The organism is Klebsiella variicola, assembly GCF_000828055.2.
GTDB lineage: Bacteria > Pseudomonadota > Gammaproteobacteria > Enterobacterales > Enterobacteriaceae > Klebsiella > Klebsiella variicola.
The window spans coordinates 3,710,058-3,733,679 of the sequence record NZ_CP010523.2 but is presented as its reverse complement, the minus strand read 5'-3'; the positions used below and the strand labels follow the sequence as shown (position 1 = coordinate 3,733,679).

The following is a 23,622-nucleotide window of genomic DNA, read 5'->3' as shown; positions in this document are numbered from 1 at the left end:
GGGTAAAGGACGACAGAGGAGGAACTGTGATGACCGTTGACAGACAATATCGCCACCTTTTGCAGAAGCTCATCAATGCCAATATCGATATTGATGCCTATCTGCAGCTGCGAAAGGCTAAAGGCTACATGTCAGTCAGCGAAAATGACCATCTGCGTGATAACTTGTTTGAGCTTTGCCGTGAAATGCGTGCGCAGGCCCCGCGCCTGCAGAATGTCGTTTCACCGGAGGAGAAGGAGGCCCTTCGCCTGGCGGGCGAGTCCCTCGCCGCCGCTGCAGTATGCCTGATGAGCGGGCATCATGATTGTCCGCTGTACATCGCTGTTAACGTAGAGAAGCTAGAACGCTGTCTGACAGGATTGACTTCAAATATTCATAAATTGAATAAATTGTCGCCAATCACTCATGCCTGATCGGCTGAAACTCAGGGGAAGTGGACGCTTCCCCTGTTAAAGGTTATGTAAAAATCCCCGCGCAAATTTCCCCGCTGGCTACCCTTTAGCGCAGAGCTGACTAAAGGAGAATGCCATGCGTCCGATCCCGCTGCTGTTGATATTGAGCGCCTTAGCGCTGCCAGCCCTGAGCCAGGCCGCGGTGCGGGTGGAGGTATTGCAAAACCGGCTGGCCCATCCGTGGGGCCTGGCGTTTCTCCCTGACGATCAGGGCATGTTGATTACTTTGCGCGGCGGCGAGCTCAAGCGCTGGCAGCCAGGTAAAGGCCTGTCGGCGCCGATATCCGGCGTGCCGCAGGTGTGGGCCAACGGCCAGGGCGGCTTACTGGATGTGGCGCTGGCACCGGATTTTGCGCAGTCGCGGCGGGTTTGGCTGAGCTATGCGGAAAGCGACGCCAGCGGCAAAGCGGGCACCGCGGTAGGCTACGGGCGGTTAAGTGAGGATGCCACGCAGCTGTCGAACTTTACCGTGGTGTTTCGCCAGCAGCCGAAGCTCTCCGTGGGCAATCATTTCGGTGGCCGGCTGGTGTTCGACGGCAAAGGGTATCTGTTTATCGGTCTGGGAGAGAACAATCAGCGCGCCACCGCCCAGGAGCTCAGCAAGCTGCAGGGGAAAGTGGTCCGCCTGACGGAGAGCGGGGACGTTCCACCGGATAATCCCTTTGTCGGCCGGGCTGACGCCAGGCCAGAGATCTGGGCCTACGGTATTCGCAATCCGCAGGGCATGGCGATGAACCCATGGAGCGACGCGCTGTGGCTCAATGAGCACGGCCCCCGCGGCGGGGATGAAATTAACATCCCGCAGGCGGGGAAAAACTACGGCTGGCCGCTGGCGACGCATGGCATTAACTACAGCGGCCTGCCGATCCCGGAGGCCAAGGGCAAGACGGCCCCGGGTACCGAGCCTCCCCTGTATGTCTGGCCGGTCTCCCCAGGGGTGAGCGGGATGGCCTTTTACGCGGCGCAGACTTTTCCCCAGTGGCAGCATAAGCTGTTTATCGGCGCGCTGAAGGAGACGTCGCTTATTGTCTTATCGGTGGACGGTAATCAGGTCCGCGAGGAGGGGAGGTTACTGGAGGCGCGCGGGAAGCGTATCCGCGACGTCCGCGTGGGACCCGACGGCTATCTGTACGTATTAACCGACGAGTCTAACGGCGAACTGTTGCGCTTGAGTCCGGAGGGTTAACCTCAGGTGACCGGGATCTTCACGACCGCGTGCCAGGCGGGGCGCTGGCTAATCTGCTGATACCAGCGCTGCAGATGGGGCCGCGGTTGCCAGGTATCGAGGATCGTCAGCAGATTGTAGACGAAGGGGGCAACGGCAATATCGCCAAGGCCGAAGTGCTCGCCAGAGAGCCATGGCGTTTTCGCCAGTTCGTCATCAAGCATGGCAAACAGCGATTCACAGGCGCCGATCCCCGCGGCGATGACCGCCGGATCGCGCTGCTCCGGCGGCGTCCTGACCAGGCCCATTAACACCGGGCGATGGGCGGGAGAGAGCGTGCCGTTGGACCAGTCCATCCACTTTTCCCCTTGCGCGCGCTGCGCCGGTGCGGCCAGCCACAGGCGATCGACGCCGTACTGGGCGGCAAGGTAGCGAATAATGGTATTTGATTCCCACAACACCACCCCGGTAGCATCGTCTTTTAACAGCGGCACCAGCCCGTTCGGGTTCATCGCCAGATATTCCGGGTCATGATTGAGACCAAACTCCAGCCCGGCGAGGATCTGCTCATAAGGAAGATCCAACTCCTCCAGCACCCAGCGTACTTTCTTCACGTTGGTCGAGTTATTACGTCCCCACAGTGTAATCATTTTCGCTCCTGAGTTTGTTTCACTGCCGTTGCAGCGCGATCGGCGATCATGTTGGGATAAAGTTAATATTTAGGCAATCACGATCAAAAAAGTTGTTCTGATTAAAGCACAGCGGCACGTTATTGCGTAAACTTTAAAAACTTTACCAACTCGCTGTTTCTTTAAGGTCATTTGTACGCTTTACTCACCGGTTGCTGCGGCGCGGTCAGAGTGGTGCGGCATATTTTGTTTGGAAAGGATACTTGGGTGGCTCTTATGATGCATGACGCTTTTTCCCTTCGCGGCCTCGCTGCAGGTTGCGCGCTGTTATTTCTTGTCGCACCTGCGGTGCAGGCTGCAGAACAACTCCCCGACGCCCCTTCGATTGACGCTCGCGCCTGGATCCTGATGGACTACGCCAGCGGGAAGGTGCTCAGCGAAGGCAATGCCGATGAAAAACTCGACCCGGCCAGTCTGACGAAGATCATGACCAGCTACGTGGTGGGGCAGGCGATAAAAGCGGGAAAAATCAAGCTCACCGATATGGTGACCGTCGGACGTGATGCCTGGGCGACCGGCAACCCGGCGCTGCGCGGCTCATCGGTGATGTTCCTCAAGCCTGGCATGCAGGTCTCGGTGGAAGATCTGAACAAAGGGGTCATTATTCAGTCCGGTAACGACGCCAGTATTGCCATTGCCGACTACGTGGCGGGCAGCCAGGATGCATTCGTCAGCCTGATGAACGGCTATGCCAAAAAAATGGGGCTGACCAACACCACCTTTATGACCGTCCACGGCCTTGATGCGCCGGGTCAGTTCAGTACCGCCCGCGATATGGCGCTGCTGACCAAAGCGATGATCCACGATGTGCCGGAAGAGTACGCGGTACATAAAGAGAAAGAGTTCACCTTCAATAAAATTCGCCAGCCGAACCGCAACCGTCTGCTGTGGAGCACCAACCTCAACGCCGATGGTGTGAAAACCGGGACCACCGCCGGGGCCGGCTATAACCTGGTCTCCTCAGCCACCCAGGGTGATATGCGTCTGATCGCCGTGGTACTGGGGACCAAAACTGACCGCATTCGCTTTAACGAGTCAGAAAAACTGCTGACCTGGGGCTTCCGCTTCTATGAAACCGTGACGCCGATTAAACCGGATGCCACCTTCGTTACCCAGCGCGTATGGTTTGGCGACAGCAGCGAAGCGAAACTGGGAGCCGGCGAGGCGGGCTCTATCACCCTGCCGAAGGGCCAGCTGAAAAACCTGAAAGCCAGCTACACCTTAAATCAGCCGCAGCTTACCGCGCCGCTGGAGAAGGGGCAGGTGGTCGGGACTATCGACTTTAAGCTGAATGATAAAACCATCGAGCAGCGCCCGCTGATCGTCATGGAGCCGGTGAAAGAGGGCGGTTTCTTCAGCCGGATGATCGACTTCGTACTGATGAAACTCCACGGCTGGTTCGGCAGCTGGTTCTCCTGATGCCATGACCGCGCCCGGCGGGGCGCGGTCAGTGACGCCTCAATACAGCAGGGAGATCTGCTGCGCCTTCGCCAGCGCGACCAGCTCATCATCCGGGCAGATATCGCTGGCGATCACGTCAAATTTCGCTAACGCCCCCATGCGCGCCGGACGCACTTTGCCAAACTTGCTGTGGTCGACCACCAGCACGTGGTAGCGCGCGTGACGCATCGCCCAGTGCTTGACCGGCAGCTCCTCCAGGTTATAGCAGGTCGCCCCCTGCTCGCAGTCAATGCCTGCCGCCGAGTAAAAGGCGATGTCGGGGCTCAGATGGCTGAGGGTATCCTCAAGGCTCAGCGGCATAAAAATCGCGTTGCTGGCGTGAAATTCCCCACCGCACAGGACCGCGCGACACTGCGGTTTCTCCTGCAGGGCCAGGAAGGTATTCAGGGAGTAACAGACGCCGGTGAAGGGCAGGGCATCATCGATGGCGTCAATGATCCACGGCGTGGTGGTCCCGCAGTCGAAGAAAGCCATCTGATGGGCCTCCAGCAGCGCGGCCGCATGGCGAGCGGCGCGGCGCTTTTCCTCGACCAGCCGGGTTTTTTGATCGCTGAGCAGGTAATGGGTGGCGCTGCGCGGCTCCAGCACAATGTATCCGCCGAGCAGCACAACCGGGCCGCTATGGCCATTGAGGTCGCGACGAATGGTCATTTCCGAGACCCCAAGCAGGGAGGCGGCTTCTTTCAGATGTAGCTTATCGCTGCGTTTGAGTGCCTGAATGAGCTGACTGATACGTTCGTCACGGCGAGTTTCCATATTCCCTCTGCGCTAAAATCGCCCTGCGGGGGCAGGGCGTTAGCGGGATTTTACCTGTCGCTTACGGGTTAGTCACGCGGTGGCCGCAGCGACGGCTGGCGTTTAGCCGCGTACCCAGCCTTTGCGGATCGGCAGGGAGAAGCAGAGACGATACAGTCGCTGCAGCTGGCGATACAGCGCCGGGCCGAACGTATGCCAGATCAGCGCCGCGCCAAGGCAGCCGCACATTCCGGCCAGCAGACCACCGACCATATCCAGCGGCCAGTGCACGCCGAGATAGACGCGGGACCAGGCGATGGCGGCGGCGATGGCCATCAGCAGCGCGCCGGACCACAGGCGGTGCCAGAACAGAAAAGCCAGGGCAAAGGTAAAGCTGACGGTGCCATGATCGCTGGGGAAGGAGTCGTCCGCCGCGTGATGCAGGAAGTTATAGCCTACGCCGGCGACAAACGGCCGATCGTGCGGATAGAGGTGGCCGATCGCCCACGACACGGTCAGGCTAATCATCAGCGCCAGCATCAGCTTAAACACCATCTGCCGCTGGGCAGGCCCCCACAGCCATAATGTCACTACCAGCAAGGGCACGATCAGAATCAGATCTTTGGCGATCAGGATCGCCACCTCAATGGCCCACTGCGGCGAGGCCGGCGTCGCGTTGATCAGGGCGAACAGCGCGTAGTTAATATTTTCCAGCATAGACTTCCAGGCTCGTTGGTCCGATAGCAAATAAGCCGCCTACCCTAAAAAAAAGCGGTGTGGAGATAAAGCAGCATTGTCTTAAAGATCAGGTTGTTAAGAAATCTTGCAAATGGATTTCAATGCTAACCGCCTGAAAAGCGCCAGTATATCGTTTGTCACATTGCTGAAACATAAACGGAATATATACGCAGGCTGAATAGCAGGGGGAGAGTGCGGACGGCGGCGCGCAATTCGCAATATTGTGCGGTGTCACCCACAATTCACTATCTCCGCGCCGGGAGTTTCATTACACTTTGCGCGATTTTTGATAGATAAGAGATTTCATGCAAAATTATTCGCTTTCAGGCCGCCGCCTCGGAAGGCAGGCGTTGCTGTTCCCGCTATGTCTGGTGCTGTACGAGTTTTCCACCTATATCGGCAACGATATGATCCAGCCGGGTATGCTGGCCGTGGTTCAGGAGTTTCAGGTGGGCAACGAATGGGTACCTACCTCGATGACCGCCTATCTGGCCGGCGGCATGTTTTTACAGTGGCTGCTGGGGCCGCTGTCGGACCGTATTGGCCGCCGCCCGGTGATGTTGACCGGGGTGGTGTGGTTTATCGTCACCTGCCTGGCGACGCTGCTGGCGCAGACCATTGAGCAGTTTACCCTGCTGCGCTTCCTGCAGGGGATCAGCCTGTGCTTTATCGGCGCGGTAGGCTATGCGGCGATCCAGGAGTCTTTTGAGGAGGCGGTGTGTATCAAAATCACCGCCCTGATGGCCAACGTGGCGCTGATTGCTCCGCTGCTGGGGCCGCTGGTGGGCGCCGCCTGGGTGCACGTGCTGCCATGGGAGATGATGTTCGTCCTGTTCGCCGTGCTGGCGGCCATCTCATTCGTCGGGCTGCAGCGGGCGATGCCGGAAACCGCGACGCGGTTGGGCGAAAAGCTGTCGGTTAAAGAGCTGGGCCGCGATTATCGCCTGGTGCTGAAAAACCTGCGCTTCGTCGCCGGTGCGCTGGCGACAGGCTTCGTCAGCCTGCCGTTGCTGGCGTGGATTGCCCAGTCGCCGGTGATTATTATCAGCGGCGAACAGGCCACCAGCTATGAGTATGGCATGCTGCAGGTGCCGATTTTCGGCGCGCTGATTGCCGGTAACCTGGTGCTGGCGCGCCTGACTTCGCGCCGTACCGTGCGCTCGCTGATTATCATGGGCGGCTGGCCGATCATGTTTGGTCTGATCCTCTCCGCGGCGGCGACCGTGGTCTCTTCCCACGCTTATCTGTGGATGACCGCCGGCCTGAGCTTTTACGCCTTCGGAATTGGCCTCGCGAATGCCGGGCTCGTGCGCTTAACGCTGTTCGCCAGCGAGATGAGCAAAGGCACGGTCTCGGCGGCGATGGGAATGCTGCAGATGCTGATCTTCACCGTCGGCATTGAGCTCAGCAAACATGCTTATGAGCTGGGGGGCAACGGCTTGTTCAGCCTGTTTAACCTGCTGGGCGGAGTACTGTGGCTGGGGCTGATGATCTACTTCCTGAAAGATAAAAGCGTCGGCAATTCGCAGCAGGCGTAACCGGTGGCAAACCCGGATGCACAAAGGCATCCGGGGTCTTATCAGGCGAACGGCGCTTCGCGATTTAACACCTTATCAATAATCTGCAGCACGCCTTCTTCATTGTTGTGCGGCGCGTGATGGCTGGCGACGGCTTTGACGTCTTCCCGGGCGTTGGCCATGGCAAAGCCAAATCCGGCGTGCTGCAGCATCTCGATATCATTGCCGCTATCGCCGAACGCCACCACCTCATGATCCTCAATGCCCCAGCGCTGCTGCAAAATGCGCAAGCCGTTGGCTTTGTGCACCCCAGGCATAATTAAGTCAATACTGCCGTAGCCGGTGGCCACCGCGGTGACCATATCCCCCAGCGCCGCGTGCAGCTTCGGCTGAATTTCCGGGATCAGGCTGTCCGGTACGTTGAGACCAAATTTGAGGATCGCATCATCAAGGTGGTTAAAATCATCCACCAGTTCGAGGCGGTGATAATACTTCGCCGCCACATTCTTCAGCGCGTCGTTATAGCGGTTGAGAGTGTAGGCGCTGCGCTTCCCGCAGGCGATGATTTCGATATTCGGCAGGGTCTGCAGATGATCGACCACGGCGTTGAAATGGTGGAGCGGCAGCTGGCAGTTGAAGACGTCTTCATTGCCGCTCACCACCCAGCCGCCGTTTTCCGCCACAAAGGCGATCTGATGGGCGATCTCCGGGAAAAAGGAGATCAGCTGATAATACTGGTTGCCGCTGGCGACCACGAAGCGAATATTCTGTTCACGCATTCGCTGGTACTGGGCGAGGAAGCGCGGCCGGTTGTAAGTTTTGGCATCGCTTAAAAAGGTGCCGTCCATATCCACCGCAATCAGTTTGATGCTCATTAGCTGTTCTCCATAACGGGTTCAGATTGTGGCTTAGCCACCGCGCGGGCGACCAGTGCCGCCACCATCACCAGACCCAGCACCACCATCATGGCGCTGCGCAGGCCGAAGTGTTCGCCGAGGAAGCCCAGCAGCGGCGGCCCGACGAGGAAAGCAAGATAACCGGTGATCGCCACCACGCTGACGCGCTTGGGCGCGTCCGGCCCGGTATCGCTGGCGGCGGAGATGGTCAGCGGGAAGCCGAGCGAGGCGCCGATGCCCCACAGCAGTACCGAGATGCCCGCCACCCAGGGGTTATCGACGAAGATGATCAGGCCAATACCCAGGGCGCCCATCACCGCGCTGCCGCGGACCACCGTCACCCGGCTGTAGCGATCGATAAACCAGCCGCCGGTAAAGCGGCCCAGCGTCATGCCGAGGGTGAAGCCGGCATAGATCAGCGAGCCGGAGGTGGGGCTAAAGCCGTGGCCGTCCACCATCAGCAGCGGCAGCCAGTCGTTGGCCGAGCCTTCGGCAAATGCCATCGCCAGGACGATGACCCCGATCAGCAGTAGCTGCGCGTCGCGCCATACCGGCAGACCTTTCGCCTCACCGTGGGCGGCTTCGGCGGCGTTTTTACCGGTGCCATCGGGAATGGCGCGGATGGCAATGGCGATGGGCAGAATAGCCACCAGCGCGGCCGCCAGGATATGCGGGGCGGCAGGCAGGCCGAATCCGGTCACTGCCATGCCCACCCCGGCGCCGAACAGGGTGCCAAAGCTGTAGAAGCCATGCATCATCGGCAGCACCGTTTTATTCATCTCTCGCTCGATGGCCGCGCCTTCGACGTTAATAGCGACTTCGGCGGAGCCAAAGCTGGCGCCAAAGATGGCCAGGCCGAAGGCGAACAGCGGGGCGGAAGAGACCCACAGGGCCAGGCTGAGCACCAGCATGCCGAGTACGGCGAAGGACATGGTGGTGCGGATGACCTTGCGGGTACCAAAGCGCTTCACCAGCCACGCCGAGCAGAGAATACCGCTCATCGACCCCACCGACAGACCAAACAGCACCACGCCCATTTCTGCCGTAGAAAGCATCAGCTGATCGCGGATCGCCGGCGTGCGGGTAGCCCATGAGGCCATTAATAAGCCGGGGATGAAAAAGAACATAAACAGCGCCCACAGCCGAAGCTGGAGCGCTCTGCGCGAGGTTTGCGTCGTCATCCGTAAACGCCTTAAAGGAGAAGAGTGAAGACAACAGTAGCAAGCATGTGTACATTTGTACATAAACCGGAAGAGGAAAATCATGGCCCGTAGACCGAACGATCCGCAGCGCCGCGAGCGCATCCTGCAGGCGACGCTGGACACCATCGCGGCGCACGGCGTCCAGGCTGTGACGCACCGCAAAATCGCCCTCTGCGCGAATGTGCCGCTGGGGTCGTTGACCTATTATTTCAGCGGCATCGAGGCGCTGGTTGAGGAGGCGTTCAGCCTGTTTACCGCCGAGATGTCGGCGCAGTATCAGCAATGCTTTGCCGGGGTAACGAACCGGGAACAAGCCTGCGATGCCATCGCGGAGCTGATCTTCAGCGCCCAGGTGACCACGGCGCGCAATATGGAGCTGATGTATCAGCTGTACGCGTTCTGCAGCAGTCAGCCGGCGCTAAAGGGGGTGATGCAGAACTGGATGCGGCGCAGCCAGCAGACGCTGGAGCAATGGTTCGCCCCCGATACCGCCCGCGGCCTCGACGCCTTTATTGAAGGAATGACTTTGCACTTTGTCACCGACCGCGCGCCGCTGTCGAAGGCGGCAATCCGGCTGCTGGTTGGGCAGCTGGCGGGGGAGAGGGCGCAGGAAGAGGGGCGCTGAGGCGGTGCGAGACATGCGTGAGGGATAAATTCAGGCAACAAAAAACCCATCAACCTTGAACCGAAGTGGCGGGGTTGATGGGCTCCACAAAATGGGGACATCAAAGAAAAGCAGTGGCATTACTTATGACTGATGCCCTGAGAAAAAGTTCTGCCTGTGACGGCTTTTTTCTCAAAAATTTATTGTAGCCCTGGCCAGATGATCACGATGAGCGTCCCGGCAAGGGTAAGCAGCACGTTGGCGATGGCGTAGGTGCCTGCGTAGCCGAGCGCCGGAATGTTGCTGCGCGCGGTATCGCTGATGATCTCCATTGCCGGGGCGCAGGTGCGGGCGCCCATCATGGCGCCAAACAGCATTGCCCGGTTCATGCGCAGCACATAGGCGCCGAACAGGAAGCAGATCACTACCGGCAACAGGCTGACAATAAGCCCTGCCGCCAGCATCTGACCGCCGACGGCGCCCAGACCGTTATTGATCCCGGCCCCGGCGCTGAGTCCGACCCCGGCCATAAACACCATCAGGCCAAACTCTTTCACCATGTTCAGCGCCCCCTGCGGGATATAGCCGAAGGTTGGGTGGTTGGCGCGCAGGAAGCCAAGCATAATGCCGGCGAACAGCAGGCCGGCGGCGTTGCCGATGCCGAAGCTAAAAGAGCTGAACTGGAAGGTGATCATGCCGATCATCAGGCCGACGATAAAGAAGGCGCAGAAGGCCAGCAGGTCGGTCACCTGGCTGTGAATGGAGATGAAGCCGATGCGGTCGGCCACGGTTTTTACGCGGCGGGCGTCGCCGCTGACCTGCAGCACGTCGCCTTTGTTCAGCACCACGTTATCGTCGATAGGCATTTCAATCTGGCTGCGGATCACCCGGTTTAAGAAACAGCCGTGGTCGGTGAGCTTCAGCTGCGCCAGGCGGCGGCCGACGGCGTTGTGGTTTTTGACCACAATCTCTTCGGTGACGATGCGCATGTCGAGCAGATCGCGGTCGAATACCTCTTTGCCGTTACGGAAGCTCGGGTCGAGGCGAGCGTGCGCGTCCGGATAACCCACCAGCGCAATATCGTCGCCCATCTGCAGCACCGCGTCGCCGTCCGGGTTGGCCAGAATGCCGTTGCGGCGGATGCGTTCGATATAGCAGCCGGTCTGGCGATAAATACCCAGCTCGCGCAGATTTTTGCCATCCGCCCAGGCCACCAGCTCCGGGCCAACGCGGTAGGCGCGGATCACCGGCAGGTACACTTTACGTTTTGAATCGGTATCGAGGCCGCGCTCGCGGGCGATTTGCTGGGCGCTGGTCTGCAGATCCTGATGCTGCAGCTTGGGCATATAGCGGGCGCCGACGATCAGACTCACCAGGCCGACCAGGTAGGTCAGGGCATAGCCGAGGCTCAGATGGTCAAGCGACTGCGCCAGCTGATCGCTGGGCAGTCCGAAATGGCGCAGGGTGTCGCCCGCGCCCACCAGCACCGGGGTGGAGGTCATGGCGCCCGCCAGCATACCGGCGGTAAGACCAATATCCCAGCCGAACACTTTGCCCAGCACGGTGGCGATCAGCATCGCGCTGCCGACCATCACCAGCGCCAGCATCAGGTAGTTTTTGCCGTCGCGGAAAAAAATGGAAAAAAAGTTGGGCCCGGCTTCCACGCCGACGCAAAAAATAAACAGCATAAAGCCGAGATTAAGGGCATCAGTGTTAATCGCGAAATGCTGTTGACCTAATAAGAGAGAAACGACTAAAACGCCAATGGAATTACCAAGTTGTACTGAGCCGAGACGCAGTTTTCCCAGGCATAGTCCTAATGCAAGTACAACGAATAATAACAGGATGTAATTCCCGTTTAACAAATCTGCGACGTTTATATTCACGAAAGCCAACTTCTCATTTACTAGTAAGTTGTTGAAGGAAATGGTTATTTGGTCTAAGGTTGCTCAGGCGTTCGCGTTGTGGCGAACCTATTCTGGCACCCTGTTATAACCAGCAAAAATATACCCGCTAGTTTAATCCTTCCTGGATGCGGCGGCTAGTGACAATCGTTTTTAGGCTGGTAGGGGAGTTATTGGCATGGATTGCCGAAATGCTTTATCTGACTGGGCGACGTGGACGTGAGTTAGAGGCAACATCAGGAGGATACGGTGAAGTCTGAGCGTAGTTGGGCCGGTATTATCTGCGGCTTCGTTCTGTTCATTGTGGTGTGCTTATCGCTGCTATTACATATGAAAGGGGCCTTTCGCGCCAGCGGCAACCCGGAGCTGGGCCTGCTCTTCTTTTTGCTGCCAGGGGCGGCGGCGAGCTGCCTCTCTCCCGGACAGCGGGTACTGCGTCCTTTGCTGGGTGCGATGCTGGCGGCGCCGGTCTGTATGGTGACGATGCGGCTGTTCTTCGTGACGCACAGAACGTTCTGGCAGGAGATGGCGTGGGTACTGAGCGCGGTGTTCTGGTGCGCGCTCGGGGCGTTGTGCTTTTTGTTTATCTGCGCCTGGCTTGATACCTGGCGCAGTCACTCATCGAGCAAATAAATTGACTCAGGCAAACAGGCCAAGGTTCTCTTTCGCCCAGGCTTCGAAATCGGTGCAACCGCCGATGTGTTTCTGGTCGACGAAGATCTGCGGCACGGTTTCAACCGGTTTGCCGACGGTCTTTTCCAGGTCAGCTTTGCTGATGCCTTCGGCGTGAATATCCACGTAACGGTAGTTAAAATCATCACGCTCGTTGGTCAGTTTTTCTGCCAGCTCTTTGGCGCGAACGCAGTAAGGGCAGCCTGGACGACCAAAAATAACGGTAAACATTGCTTCTCTCCTTAAACCTCAGCCGGATGGCGAATGGCGCTTATGATGCCTGCATTGACCGGTGAGGGAAAGAAGGTTCTGCCTTTTGCTTCGATGGTTTACGGCTATGTTTGATAAATGTCGTACTATCAAAACCCGTATACTGACCCGGCGGCGTAGTGAGATTGTCTGATGCGCCGCGCTTATCAACCGGAGAGGCGTGATGCGAAAATTTGCCCCGTTGCCGAAAAGCATTCTGCTGGTTGAGATCCTCGGGATGGGGCTGTTAACCCTCGCCTGGCTCTCGCTTAACCAGTATGTCCAGCTGCCTGCGCCCATTGCCAGCCCGACCGCGGCGCTGGTGATGCTCTTTGCCGGGATCGTGCTGATGATCCCCGCCGCCATCGTCGTTATGTGGCGGATGGCGCAGATCGTGGCCCCGCAGTTAACGCACTCTCCAAAGCCTGAATCCTTGTCTGACAGAGAAAAACGTAATGACGCCGACCATTGAGCTGCTGCGCAGCCATCGTTCCATCCGCCACTTCACCGATGCCCCCGTGAGCGACGAACAGCGCGCAGAGATTATCGCCAGCGCGCAAGCGGCATCTACCTCGAGTTTTTTACAGTGCACCTCCATCATCCGTATTACCGACCCCGCGCTGCGTGAGCAACTGGTCCCGCTGACCGGCGGCCAGCAGCACGTCGCCCAGGCGGCGGAGTTTTGGGTTTTCTGCGCCGACTTTAACCGCCACCTGCAGATTTGCCCACAGGCGCAGCTGGGGCTGGCTGAACAGCTGCTGATCGGCGTCGTCGATACGGCGCTGCTGGCGCAAAACGCGCTGATTGCCGCCGAGTCCCTCGGGCTGGGCGGCGTCTATATCGGCGGGTTGCGTAATAGCATCGAGGCGGTGACCGAGCTGCTGGCGCTGCCGCAGCACGTCCTGCCGCTGTTCGGTCTTTGCCTTGGCTGGCCGGCGGATAACCCGGACATCAAGCCGCGGATGCCGGCCGCCATGCTGGTGCATGAGAACCGCTATCAGCCGCTGGATAACGCGCTGCTGGCGGACTATGACGACCAGCTGGCGCACTATTATCTGTCGCGCGGCAGCAACGCCCGCCGCGATACCTGGAGCGATCATATCCGTCGCACTATCGTGAAAGAGAGTCGTCCGTTTATTCTCGACTATCTGCATAAGCAGGGGTGGGCAACACGCTGATTACGTGTACACTGCTGCTCCGGCCAGGTGATCTCCGCCGCCGGCCGCAGGAAAGGTGAAAGTGTGTTCGATAGCTGAGGCCCGCCAGAGCGGGTCTTTTTGCAGAGGTGCAGGATGAAAATTGCCATATTATCCCGGGATGGAACGCTTTATTCATGTCGACGCCTGCGCGAAGCGGCGCAACAGCGCGGGCATCAGGTCGAGATCCTCGATCCGCTTTCCTGTTATATGAATGTCAGTCCGGTGGCATCGTCCATCCACTACAAAGGGCGTCAGCTACCGCATTTTGATGCGGTGATCCCGCGGATTGGCTCGGCGATCACCTACTATGGCACCGCGGCTTTGCGTCAGTTTGAACTATTGGGAAGCTATCCGCTGAATGAGTCGGTCGCCATCACCCGCGCTCGCGATAAGCTGCGCTCGCTGCAGCTGCTGGCGCGCCAGGGCATCGATTTGCCGCTGACCGGCATCGCTCACTCCCCCGATGACACCAGCGACCTGATCGCCATGGTGGGCGGGGCACCGCTGGTGGTGAAGCTGGTGGAAGGCACCCAGGGGATCGGCGTGGTGCTGGCGGAGACCCGTCAGGCGGCGGAGAGCGTGATCGACGCCTTTCGCGGGCTGAATGCGCATATTCTGGTGCAGGAATATATTGCCGAGGCGAAAGGCTGCGATATTCGCTGCCTGGTGGTCGGCAATGAGGTGGTGGCGGCGATCGAACGGCGGGCTAAAGAGGGCGACTTTCGTTCTAACCTGCACCGCGGCGGCATGGCCACGGTGGCGCAGATTAGCGACGAGGAGCGGGCGATTGCCATCAAGGCGACGCAAACCCTTGGGCTCGATGTCGCCGGTGTCGATATTTTACGCGCCACCCGCGGGCCGCTGGTGATGGAGGTGAATGCCTCGCCGGGGCTGGAAGGGGTGGAAACCACCACCGGCGTGGACATCGCCAGCCGGATGATCGCCTGGATCGAGCGCCAGGCGACGCCGGAATTCTGTTTGAAAATAGGCGGCTAGCCGCTGGATGCAAGTCTGTCATGGTATGCGGCGCTTTTTTTGCGTAAGCTATGGCGTCGTTTTTTCATTGTAAGGGGTCACAGGCACTATGGATTCACTGGTCGTTCCAGGTCTGGATACGCTACGCCGCTGGCTGGATGAGATCGGCATCAGCTTTTTTGAGTGCGATTCCTGCCAGGCATTGCATCTGCCGCATATGCAGAATTTCGACGGTATTTTTGATGCCAAAATTGACCTGGTAGACAACGTGGTGCTCTTTTCCGCCCTCGCGGAGGTGAAGCCGTCCGCTCTGCTGGCGCTGTCGGCGGATCTCTCGGCTATCAACGCCAGTTCGTTAACTGTGAAGGCGTTTATCGATATTCAGGACGATAACTTGCCCAAGCTGGTGGTCTGTCAGTCGTTGTCTATCGGCCCGGGGGTGACCATGGAGCAGTTCGCCTGGTTCTTCCGCCAAAGCGAAGAGCAGATCTCAATGGTGATCCTCGAAGCCGGCGCCAACCAGCTGCTGTACAAAGGCGAAGAAGAAGAGCCCGCGGCGGAAAACGTGCAATACCATTTTCTTCACTAAACCTGCCTAAAATTAGCGCAGCCACTACCGCAGCGGCTGCGTATTACCCGCTTTTATTCTGCGTTTACCCTTCTCTTAAAGCATTATTCACCGCCATTCAGGCCGTTTTGGCTTATCACGTAGACCGTTATTGCATAAAAATTTGATAAAAGGCGTTTTTTTACTTGGGCTATAGCCTCTTATTCTGGCTACAGTTATTCTGGCGATGCTTCCAGTTGCGAGCAACCACTCCGGGAGAGATCCGCTCTCCTTTTCTCAGGCAATGAAAAAATATGCATGATTCTTGCATGCGTTGAAATGCGTATATTTGAGCCCGTAAATTAACGGGCGTTGAGAAGGATAAGAGATATGACCGCCTTTGGTAAAAAATGGTTAACAGGTCTGGTTACGGGTGCGCTGATGGCCGTCTCTGCCGGTTCGCTCGCCGCCGAACAAAAAACCCTGCATGTTTATAACTGGTCTGATTATATTGCGCCGGACACGGTAGCGAATTTTGAAAAAGAGACCGGGATTAAAGTCGTGTATGACGTTTTTGATTCCAACGAAGTACTGGAAGGCAAATTAATGGCCGGCAGCACCGGTTTCGACCTGGTGGTACCGTCGGCAAGCTTCCTTGAGCGCCAGCTGGCGGCGGGCGTGTTCCAGCCGCTGGACAAGAGCAAGCTGCCCAACTGGAAGAACCTTGATCCCGAAGTGTTGAAGCTGGTCGCCAAGCATGACCCTGAGAATAAATACGCCATGCCTTACCTGTGGGCGACGACGGGCATTGGCTACAACGTGGATAAGGTGAAAGCCGTCCTCGGTAAAGATGCGCCGGTGGACAGCTGGGATCTGGTGCTGAAGCCGGAGAACCTTGAAAAACTGAAAAGCTGCGGCGTCTCCTTCCTCGACGCGCCGGAAGAGATTTTCGCCACCGTGCTGAACTACCTCGGCAAGGATCCGAACAGCAGCAAAGCGGATGATTATACCGGCCCGGCGACCGATCTGCTGCTGAAGCTGCGGCCGAACATTCGCTACTTCCACTCTTCGCAATATATTAATGACCTTGCCAACGGCGACATCTGCGTGGCGATCGGCTGGGCAGGGGATGTCTGGCAGGCGGCCAACCGCGCGAAAGAGGCGAAAAATGGCGTCAACGTCTCCTACTTTATTCCGAAGGAAGGCGCGCTGGCGTTCTTTGATGTCTTTGCCATGCCGGCCGACGCCAAGAATAAAGATGAAGCCTATCAGTTCCTTAACTATCTGATGCGCCCGGATGTGATCGCTAAAATCAGCGACCAGGTGTTCTACGCCAACGGCAACAAGGCCTCCACACCGCTGGTCAGCGAGACGATCCGTAACAACCCGGCGATTTATCCGCCAGCGGATGTGTTCGCCAAACTGTTCACGCTGAAGGTGCAGGATCCGAAGATTGACCGCGTGCGCACTCGCGCGTGGACCAAAGTGAAGAGCGGCAAATAATCTCTGACGGCCCGTCGAACACGGGCCGAATCAGATCTGCACTCGCCGGGAAATGGCAGCGCGCCCGGCGAGCAGAAGCACCAGGATGGTGCAATTGCACTGTTAAGCACGAAGTATGGCACCGGACCATATGGTGATCGTTTTTTTGCCGGAGAGCACCCGATTGAACGACGTAATGCCCCGCCCACAGGCGAAAGCCCCCAAAGCGCTGACCCCGCTACTGGAAATCCGTAACTTAACCAAGTCGTTCGATGGCCAGCACGCGGTCGACGACGTCAGTCTCACTATCTATAAAGGCGAAATTTTTGCTCTGCTGGGCGCATCAGGCTGCGGGAAATCGACCCTGCTGCGTATGCTGGCGGGCTTTGAACAACCGACCGCCGGGCAGATTATGCTCGACGGCGTGGATCTGGCGCGCGTGCCGCCCTATCAGCGGCCTATCAATATGATGTTCCAGTCCTACGCCCTGTTTCCCCATATGACCGTTGAGCAGAATATCGCCTTCGGTCTGAAGCAGGATCGTCTGCCTAAGGCGGAAATCACCGCCCGGGTGCAGGAGATGCTGGCTCTAGTGCATATGCAGGAATATGCCAAACGCAAGCCGCACCAGCTCTCTGGCGGCCAGCGCCAGCGCGTCGCGCTGGCGCGTAGCCTGGCGAAACGGCCGAAGCTGCTGCTACTCGATGAGCCGATGGGCGCGCTGGACAAAAAGCTGCGCGATCGCATGCAGCTGGAGGTAGTGGATATTCTCGAACGCGTTGGCGTGACCTGCGTGATGGTGACTCACGACCAGGAAGAGGCGATGACGATGGCGGGCCGTATCGCCATCATGAACCGCGGCAAGTTTGTGCAGATTGGCGAACCGGAAGAGATTTACGAGCACCCGACCACCCGCTATAGCGCCGAGTTCATCGGCTCGGTGAACGTCTTTGAAGGGCTGGTGAAGGAGCGTCTGGAGGATGGCCTGGTGTTGAGTTCGCCAGGACTGGTGCACCCGCTGAAGGTCGACCCCGACGCGTCGGTGGTGGACAACGTGCCGGTCTGGGTGGCGCTGCGCCCGGAGAAGATCATGCTGTGCGATGAACCACCGGCGGACGGCTACAATTTTGCCGTCGGCGAGGTGATTCATATCGCCTATCTCGGGGATCTCTCTATCTATCATGTGCGCCTGCAAAGCGGGCAGATGATCAGCGCCCAGTTGCAGAATGAACACCGCCATCGGAAAGGAACGCCCACCTGGGGTGACGAGGTGCGTTTATGCTGGGATGCGGATAGCTGCGTAGTGCTGACGGTGTAAGGAGAGGGCGATGAGTACCGTTGAATCCCCGTCAGGGGCGAAAAAACCGGGCGGCTTCGGGCTGTGGGCGGCGCGCCTGCAGATGGCGCATGGCCGCAAGCTGGTGATTGCGCTGCCCTATCTGTGGCTGATCCTGTTGTTCATGCTGCCGTTCCTGATCGTGTTCAAGATAAGTCTTGCCGAGATGGCGCGGGCGATCCCTCCCTACACCGAGCTGATGGAGTGGGCGGATGGCCAGCTGACGCTGACCCTCAACTTTGCCAACTTCCTGCAGTTGACTGACGATCCGCTCTATTTCGAAGCTTATCTCCAGTCGCTGCAGGTGGCGGGCATATCGACGATCTGCTGCCTGCTGCTGGGCTATCCCCTGGCCTGGGCGGTGGCGCACAGCAAGCCGTCGACGCGCAATATTCTGCTGCTGCTGGTGATCCTGCCGTCGTGGACGTCATTCTTAATCCGCGTTTATGCCTGGATGGGGCTGCTGAAAAGCAACGGCGTGTTGAATAACTTCCTGCTGTGGTTAGGGGTTATCGATCAGCCGCTGGAGATCCTGCACACCAACCTGGCGGTGTATATCGGTATTGTGTATGCCTATCTGCCGTTTATGGTGCTGCCGATCTACACCGCGCTGACCCGCATCGACTATTCGCTGGTGGAGGCCTCGCTGGATCTCGGCGCCCGGCCGCTGAAGACCTTCTTCCAGGTGATCGTCCCGCTCACCAAAGGCGGCATTATCGCCGGTTCGATGCTGGTGTTTATCCCGGCGGTGGGGGAGTTCGTGATCCCGGAACTGCTGGGCGGGCCGGACAGCATTATGATTGGCCGCGTGCTGTGGCAGGAGTTCTTTAACAACCGCGACTGGCCGGTCGCCTCGGCGGTGGCGATTGTCATGCTGCTGCTGCTGATCGTGCCGATCATGTGGTTCCACAAGCACCAGCAAAAACAGATGGGAGAGCAGGGATGAACGACTTGCCGGTAGTACGCTCGCCGTGGCGCATTCTGATCCTCGTGCTCGGGTTCACCTTCCTCTATGCCCCGATGCTGATGCTGGTGATCTACTCGTTCAACAGCTCGAAGCTGGTAACGGTCTGGGCCGGGTGGTCGACGCGCTGGTATAGCGAACTGTTCCACGATGATGCGATGATGAGCGCGGTAGGGTTGAGCCTGACCATCGCCGCCTGCGCGGCGACGGCGGCGGCGATCCTCGGTACCATCGCCGCGGTGGTGATGGTGCGTTTTGGACGCTTTCGCGGGTCTAATGGCTTCGCATTTATGATCACCGCGCCGCTGGTTATGCCGGACGTGATCACCGGTCTCTCGCTGCTGCTGCTGTTCGTGGCGCTGGGACATGCCATTGGCTGGCCGTCGGATCGCGGGATGTTGACCATCTGGCTGGCGCACGTCACCTTCTGTACCGCCTATGTGGCGGTGGTGATCTCCTCGCGGCTGCGTGAACTGGACCACTCGATCGAAGAGGCGGCGATGGATCTGGGCGCCGCGCCGCTGAAGGTCTTTTTCGTCATCACGCTGCCGATGATTATGCCAGCGGTGATCTCCGGCTGGCTGCTGGCGTTCACGCTGTCGCTGGATGACCTGGTGATCGCCAGCTTTGTCTCCGGTCCCGGGGCCACGACGTTACCGATGCTGGTCTTCTCCAGCGTGCGCATGGGGGTCAACCCGGAGATTAACGCCCTGGCGACGCTCATCCTTGGCGTGGTCGGTATTGTTGGTTTTATCGCCTGGTATTTGATGGCCCGCGCAGAAAAGCAGCGAGTGCGCGATATCCAGCGTGCAAGACAAGGCTGAACCACCTAAAATCGGTACAGCAGCCTCCGGTCGGCGCCACCCTGTGGCGCCGTTTTCATGGAAGACATTACGTTGGGATTGTTTACGAAAACTCGCTCATCGCATGCCCGCCTTAACGTCCCTGCGCTGGTGCAGGTGGCGGCCTTTGCTATTATTTTGATCCGCGCTCTGGACCTGCTGATGATCCTCAATCTGTTGGGTCTGCAGGGGCTGAACGAATTCATACACCGCAGCGTCCAGACCTGGAACCTGACGCTGGTCTTCCTCGGCAGCCTGGCGCTGGTATTTGTCGAAATCTGGTGCGCCTTCTCGCTGGTGAAAGGGCGCAACTGGGCGCGCTGGGTCTATCTGCTGACGCAGATTATCGCCGCCGGCTACCTGTGGGCGGCGTCGCTGGGCTACGGGTATCCGGAACTGTTCAGCATTCCCGGCGAATCCAAACGGGAGATCTTCCACTCGCTGGTGATGCAAAAACTGCCGGATCTGCTGGTTCTGACGCTGCTGTTTGTGCCGGCGAACTGCCGTCGGTTTTTCCGCCTGCAATAACGGTGATACAATCCCCGCCCCTGGATTTTTGAAGGTCAATTATGCATTGCGCACTCTACGACGCCGGCCGCTGCCGCTCCTGTCAATGGCTGGAGCGGCCGGTCCCGCAACAGCTCGCCGATAAAATGGCCGATCTGCGCACACTGCTGGCGGCGATCCCGGTCGCTGCCTGGGGCGAGCCGGTCAGCGGGCCAGAGACGGCCTTTCGTAACAAGGCCAAGATGGTGGTCAGCGGCAGCGTTGAGCGTCCGCTGCTGGGGATGCTGCATCGCGATGGCACCCCGGTGGATCTCACCGACTGCCCGCTCTATCCCGCCGAGTTTGCGCCGGTGTTTGCCGTCCTGAAGCCCTTTATCGCCCGCGCCGGGTTAACGCCCTATAACGTCGCGCGCAAGCGCGGGGAGCTGAAATATCTGCTGCTAACCGCCAGCCAGCAGGGGGAGATGATGCTGCGCTTCGTGCTGCGCTCAGAGGCCAAGGTGGCCCAGCTGCGCGCCGCGCTGCCGTGGCTGCAGGCGCAGCTCCCGCAGCTCAAGGTGATCACGGCGAATATCCAGCCGGTGCATATGGCAATCATGGAAGGCGAGCAGGAGATCTTCTTCACCGAACAGCAGGCGCTGGGGGAGGTCTTTAACGAGGTGCCGCTGTGGATCCGCCCGCAAAGTTTCTTTCAGACCAACCCGGCGGTAGCCAGTCGGCTGTATGCCACCGCCCGCGACTGGGTGCGCGCGCTGCCGGTCCAGCATATGTGGGATCTGTTTTGCGGCGTCGGGGGATTTGGCCTGCACTGCGCGACGCCGGCGATGCGCCTGACCGGTATCGAGATCGCTCCGGAAGCGATCGCCTGCGCCAGACAGTCAGCCGCGCAACTGGGGCTCAGCAATCTGCATTTTCAGGCGCTGGACTCGACGCAGTTCGCCACTCATGAAGCGGATATCCCGCAGCTGGTGTTGGTCAACCCGCCGCGCCGTGGCATTGGCGCCGAACTGTGCGACTATTTAAGCCGCATGGCACCGCCCTATATCATCTATTCCAGCTGTAACGCTCGCACCATGGCGACCGATATTGCCCGTCTTCGCGGCTATCGCGTCGAGCGGGTCCAGCTGTTTGATATGTTCCCTCACACCGCGCACTACGAAGTGCTGACCCTGCTGGTCCGCGAAGTTTAAACAAAATGTGAAGGCTTTGCGCCGCTGAAATCAGGTAAGCTTGGCGCTGCATGTTTTGTTATTGGTGGGGGGAATCTAATGGCCAAAACCATTCTGCTGGTGGAAGATGACGAGGATATTGCCACGCTGCTGCGGCTCAATCTTCAGGATGAGGGCTATCAGATTGTGCATGAAGCCGACGGCGACCAGGCCCTTGTCCAGCTGGAAAAGCAGGTCTGGGATGCGGTGATCCTTGATTTGATGCTGCCTGGCGTCGATGGCCTGGAGATCTGCCGGCGTATCCGTCAGATGACCCGTTACCTGCCAGTAATTATCATCAGCGCTCGCACCAGCGAAATGCACCGCGTGCTGGGCCTGGAGATGGGCGCCGATGATTATCTGGCGAAGCCCTTTTCACTGCTGGAGCTTATCGCCCGCGTCAAAGCGCTGTTTCGTCGCCAGGAGGCGATGGGGCAGAACCTGCTGATGGACGCCGGGCGCCTGTCCTGCCATGGCCTGAGCATCGATCCGCTGTCGCGCGAAGTGAAGCTGCGCGGCGAGGTGGTGGACCTTACGCCGCGCGAATTCGATCTGCTCTATTACTTCGCCCGCCATCCCGGTGAGGTGTTTTCGCGGCTGGCGCTGCTGGAGCAGGTCTGGGGATATCAGCACGAGGGCTATGAGCACACGGTTAATACCCATATCAACCGCCTGCGCAGCAAAATCGAACGTGACCCGGCGGAGCCGGACATCATTCTTACCGTCTGGGGTAAAGGCTATAAATTCGCCCCGATGTCGCAAGAGGTCGCCCCGTGATCCGCCGCCTGAGCCTCAGCCAGCGGTTGGCGCTGGTGGTGGTCTCCCTGCTGATGCTGTGCGCGGCGGCGGTATGCGCCGTTCAGTTACACAGCAGCGCGCAGTATGGCAACGCCATGGTGCAGCGCCTCTCCGCCGGGCTGGCTCAGCAGATTGTCGCCCGCGAGCCGCTGCTGGACGCCCACGGTGGGGTCAACCGGCAAACCCTGAAGTCGTTGTTCGACCGCCTGATGACCTTTAACCCCAGCGTGGAGCTCTATCTGCTGTCGCCGGATGGCGACCTGCTGGCCGATGCGGCGCCGCCGGGACATATCCAGCGCCAGCGTATCGATATGGCGCCAGTGCAGGCTTTTCTCACCGGCAGTGCGTCGCCGGTGTATGGCGACGATCCACGTAGTCTCGACGGACGAAAAGTCTTCAGCGCCGCTCCGCTGCGCGTCGACGGGCAGCTGCGCGGCTACCTGTATATCATTTTGCAGGGAGAGACCTTTAATCAGCTGGCGGCCGACGCCTGGCAAAAAACGCTGTGGAGCATTGTTCTGTGGACGCTGCTGCTGGTGGCCCTGTTTGGCCTTCTGACAGGGGGGCTGGCATGGTTCTGGGTCACCCGGCCGGTCCGCCAGCTCACCGCCCAGGTCGCGGCGAGCGGCCAGGACAGCATCAGCGCCATCAAAACTCTGGCGGCCCGCACGCCGGAGCCCCTGCCTGGTAACGAGGTGGCGGTGCTCGAGAATCGCTTTATTGACCTTGCGCAGCAGATAGCCGGCCAGTGGGATCGGCTGGCCGACAGCGACCGCCAGCGCCGCGAATTTGTGGCCAATATCTCCCATGATTTGCGTACGCCGCTCACCTCGCTGCTGGGGTATCTGGAAACGCTGACGCTGAAGGATGAACGGCTGACCGCCGAGGAGCGCAGGCAATATCTCACCATCGCCCTGCGTCAGGGCAACAAAGTGCGCCATCTCTCGCAGCAGCTGTTTGAGCTGGCGCGACTGGAGCACGGGAGCATTAAGCCGCAGCGCGAGCGTTTTGCGATGGGGGAGCTGATCTCCGATGTCGCGCAGAAGTTTGAATTAACTGCCCGCACGCGCGAGGTGAACCTGCGTATTGATGTGCCGGGACCGCTGCCGCTGATTAACGCCGATGTGTCGATGATTGAGAGGGTGGTGACCAACCTGCTCGATAACGCGATGCGGCATACGCCCGTCGGCGGGGAGATCCGTCTGGCGGTCTGGCAGGAGGAACAACAGCTCCAGGTGGAAGTGGCCGACAACGGAACGGGCGTCGATGCCGCGCTGCGCGACGATCTGTTCCAGCGGCCGTCGGCGTTGTCTACCCAGGCATCGCGGGAGGATCGCGGCGGGTTAGGGCTACTGATTGTGAAACGAATGCTGGAGTTGCACGGGGGCGGTATCAGACTGGTGGAGTCGGTAAGCGGGGCGCGGTTCAGGTTCTTCGTGCCACTTTAAGACATTGCCGGATGGCGGATACGCCTTACCCG

General features: G+C 59.1%; 25 protein-coding genes. 18 read left to right on the top strand and 7 right to left on the bottom strand.

The features are described 5' to 3' along the window. The first annotated feature begins 29 nt into the window (after window positions 1–29). Together bssR and SP68_RS17500 are read left to right on the top strand one after the other, a co-directional pair. Window positions 30–413 (top strand): biofilm formation regulator BssR, encoded by a 384-nt coding sequence (bssR, locus tag SP68_RS17505; RefSeq protein WP_012968643.1) that lies wholly within the window; start codon window positions 30–32, stop codon window positions 411–413. A gap of 115 nt (window positions 414–528) precedes the next feature. Next, entirely contained in the window at window positions 529–1,638 is a 1,110-nt protein-coding gene (locus SP68_RS17500; protein WP_012542355.1) for a PQQ-dependent sugar dehydrogenase, read from the top strand. Between the two features lie 2 nt (window positions 1,639–1,640). Here the strand turns inward: SP68_RS17500 and SP68_RS17495 are convergent, their stop codons facing one another. Next, on the bottom strand, window positions 1,641–2,267 hold the full coding sequence (locus SP68_RS17495; protein ID WP_008805804.1) for a glutathione S-transferase family protein: 627 nt from the start codon (window positions 2,265–2,267) through the stop codon (window positions 1,641–1,643). A gap of 255 nt (window positions 2,268–2,522) precedes the next feature. On the opposite strand from SP68_RS17495, the gene dacC reads away from it, so the two are divergent. Beyond that, window positions 2,523–3,725 (top strand): serine-type D-Ala-D-Ala carboxypeptidase, encoded by a 1,203-nt coding sequence (gene dacC / locus SP68_RS17490; protein WP_004201290.1) that lies wholly within the window; start codon window positions 2,523–2,525, stop codon window positions 3,723–3,725. Between the two features lie 39 nt (window positions 3,726–3,764). Here the strand turns inward: dacC and deoR are convergent, their stop codons facing one another. Next, a complete protein-coding gene (gene deoR / locus SP68_RS17485) occupies window positions 3,765–4,523 on the bottom strand; it encodes a DNA-binding transcriptional repressor DeoR (protein ID WP_004151717.1) in 759 nt (252 codons plus the stop codon). A gap of 102 nt (window positions 4,524–4,625) precedes the next feature. Next, window positions 4,626–5,219: an undecaprenyl-diphosphate phosphatase gene (gene ybjG, locus SP68_RS17480; RefSeq protein WP_012542354.1), complete on the bottom strand. Its 594-nt coding sequence runs from the start codon at window positions 5,217–5,219 to the stop codon at window positions 4,626–4,628. A gap of 326 nt (window positions 5,220–5,545) precedes the next feature. On the opposite strand from ybjG, the gene kdeA reads away from it, so the two are divergent. Next, entirely contained in the window at window positions 5,546–6,778 is a 1,233-nt protein-coding gene (kdeA, locus tag SP68_RS17475) for a multidrug efflux MFS transporter KdeA (protein WP_008805806.1), read from the top strand. 41 nt (window positions 6,779–6,819) lie between these two features. Here the strand turns inward: kdeA and SP68_RS17470 are convergent, their stop codons facing one another. Together SP68_RS17470 and SP68_RS17465 are read right to left on the bottom strand one after the other, a co-directional pair. Next, window positions 6,820–7,632, bottom strand: coding sequence for a Cof-type HAD-IIB family hydrolase (locus SP68_RS17470; RefSeq protein WP_012968637.1), 813 nt, complete (start codon window positions 7,630–7,632; stop codon window positions 6,820–6,822). Then, entirely contained in the window at window positions 7,632–8,834 is a 1,203-nt protein-coding gene (locus tag SP68_RS17465) for an MFS transporter (RefSeq protein WP_008805808.1), read from the bottom strand. The genes SP68_RS17470 and SP68_RS17465 overlap by 1 nt, the downstream gene beginning before the upstream one ends. A gap of 82 nt (window positions 8,835–8,916) precedes the next feature. On the opposite strand from SP68_RS17465, the gene SP68_RS17460 reads away from it, so the two are divergent. Beyond that, window positions 8,917–9,480: a TetR/AcrR family transcriptional regulator gene (locus tag SP68_RS17460; RefSeq protein WP_012542353.1), complete on the top strand. Its 564-nt coding sequence runs from the start codon at window positions 8,917–8,919 to the stop codon at window positions 9,478–9,480. A 179-nt stretch (window positions 9,481–9,659) separates the two neighbouring features. On the opposite strand, the gene SP68_RS17455 is transcribed toward SP68_RS17460, so the two are convergent. Continuing rightward, complete coding sequence (locus SP68_RS17455) at window positions 9,660–11,345, bottom strand: aspartate:alanine antiporter (protein WP_008805810.1); 1,686 nt, start codon at window positions 11,343–11,345, stop codon at window positions 9,660–9,662. A 267-nt stretch (window positions 11,346–11,612) separates the two neighbouring features. On the opposite strand from SP68_RS17455, the gene ybjM reads away from it, so the two are divergent. Then, window positions 11,613–11,996, top strand: coding sequence for an inner membrane protein YbjM (gene ybjM, locus SP68_RS17450; RefSeq protein WP_008805811.1), 384 nt, complete (start codon window positions 11,613–11,615; stop codon window positions 11,994–11,996). 6 nt (window positions 11,997–12,002) lie between these two features. Here the strand turns inward: ybjM and SP68_RS17445 are convergent, their stop codons facing one another. Beyond that, window positions 12,003–12,266: a GrxA family glutaredoxin gene (locus tag SP68_RS17445; RefSeq protein ID WP_002896352.1), complete on the bottom strand. Its 264-nt coding sequence runs from the start codon at window positions 12,264–12,266 to the stop codon at window positions 12,003–12,005. Window positions 12,267–12,468: 202 nt separating this feature from the next. Between SP68_RS17445 and SP68_RS17440 the strand changes: the two genes are divergently transcribed. The 12 genes from SP68_RS17440 (at window position 12,469) to SP68_RS17385 (ending at window position 23,590) form a co-directional block, all read left to right on the top strand. Next, window positions 12,469–12,756: a YbjC family protein gene (locus SP68_RS17440; RefSeq protein ID WP_008805812.1), complete on the top strand. Its 288-nt coding sequence runs from the start codon at window positions 12,469–12,471 to the stop codon at window positions 12,754–12,756. Next, window positions 12,740–13,462, top strand: coding sequence for a nitroreductase NfsA (gene nfsA / locus SP68_RS17435; protein ID WP_016160548.1), 723 nt, complete (start codon window positions 12,740–12,742; stop codon window positions 13,460–13,462). The genes SP68_RS17440 and nfsA overlap by 17 nt, the downstream gene beginning before the upstream one ends. Window positions 13,463–13,576: 114 nt before the next feature. Continuing rightward, window positions 13,577–14,479: a 30S ribosomal protein S6--L-glutamate ligase gene (gene rimK, locus SP68_RS17430; protein WP_012542349.1), complete on the top strand. Its 903-nt coding sequence runs from the start codon at window positions 13,577–13,579 to the stop codon at window positions 14,477–14,479. An 88-nt stretch (window positions 14,480–14,567) separates the two neighbouring features. Continuing rightward, window positions 14,568–15,047, top strand: a complete 480-nt coding sequence (locus SP68_RS17425; protein WP_002896365.1) for a type III secretion system chaperone family protein — start codon at window positions 14,568–14,570, stop codon at window positions 15,045–15,047. A gap of 348 nt (window positions 15,048–15,395) precedes the next feature. Next, on the top strand, window positions 15,396–16,508 hold the full coding sequence (gene potF / locus SP68_RS17420) for a spermidine/putrescine ABC transporter substrate-binding protein PotF (protein ID WP_002896368.1): 1,113 nt from the start codon (window positions 15,396–15,398) through the stop codon (window positions 16,506–16,508). 163 nt (window positions 16,509–16,671) lie between these two features. Next, window positions 16,672–17,805, top strand: a complete 1,134-nt coding sequence (gene potG, locus SP68_RS17415; RefSeq protein WP_012542348.1) for a putrescine ABC transporter ATP-binding subunit PotG — start codon at window positions 16,672–16,674, stop codon at window positions 17,803–17,805. A 10-nt stretch (window positions 17,806–17,815) separates the two neighbouring features. Further along, window positions 17,816–18,769, top strand: a complete 954-nt coding sequence (gene potH / locus SP68_RS17410) for a putrescine ABC transporter permease PotH (protein WP_008805816.1) — start codon at window positions 17,816–17,818, stop codon at window positions 18,767–18,769. Continuing rightward, a complete protein-coding gene (gene potI / locus SP68_RS17405; RefSeq protein WP_002896372.1) occupies window positions 18,766–19,611 on the top strand; it encodes a putrescine ABC transporter permease PotI in 846 nt (281 codons plus the stop codon). The genes potH and potI overlap by 4 nt, the downstream gene beginning before the upstream one ends. A 57-nt stretch (window positions 19,612–19,668) precedes the next feature. Then, entirely contained in the window at window positions 19,669–20,157 is a 489-nt protein-coding gene (locus tag SP68_RS17400; protein WP_008805817.1) for a YbjO family protein, read from the top strand. Window positions 20,158–20,198: 41 nt separating this feature from the next. Beyond that, entirely contained in the window at window positions 20,199–21,326 is a 1,128-nt protein-coding gene (gene rlmC, locus SP68_RS17395; RefSeq protein ID WP_023297308.1) for a 23S rRNA (uracil(747)-C(5))-methyltransferase RlmC, read from the top strand. 78 nt (window positions 21,327–21,404) lie between these two features. After that, on the top strand, window positions 21,405–22,121 hold the full coding sequence (locus SP68_RS17390) for a response regulator transcription factor (protein ID WP_012542345.1): 717 nt from the start codon (window positions 21,405–21,407) through the stop codon (window positions 22,119–22,121). Then, complete coding sequence (locus SP68_RS17385; protein ID WP_040974012.1) at window positions 22,118–23,590, top strand: sensor histidine kinase; 1,473 nt, start codon at window positions 22,118–22,120, stop codon at window positions 23,588–23,590. The genes SP68_RS17390 and SP68_RS17385 overlap by 4 nt, the downstream gene beginning before the upstream one ends. The last annotated feature ends 32 nt before the right edge of the window (window positions 23,591–23,622 follow it).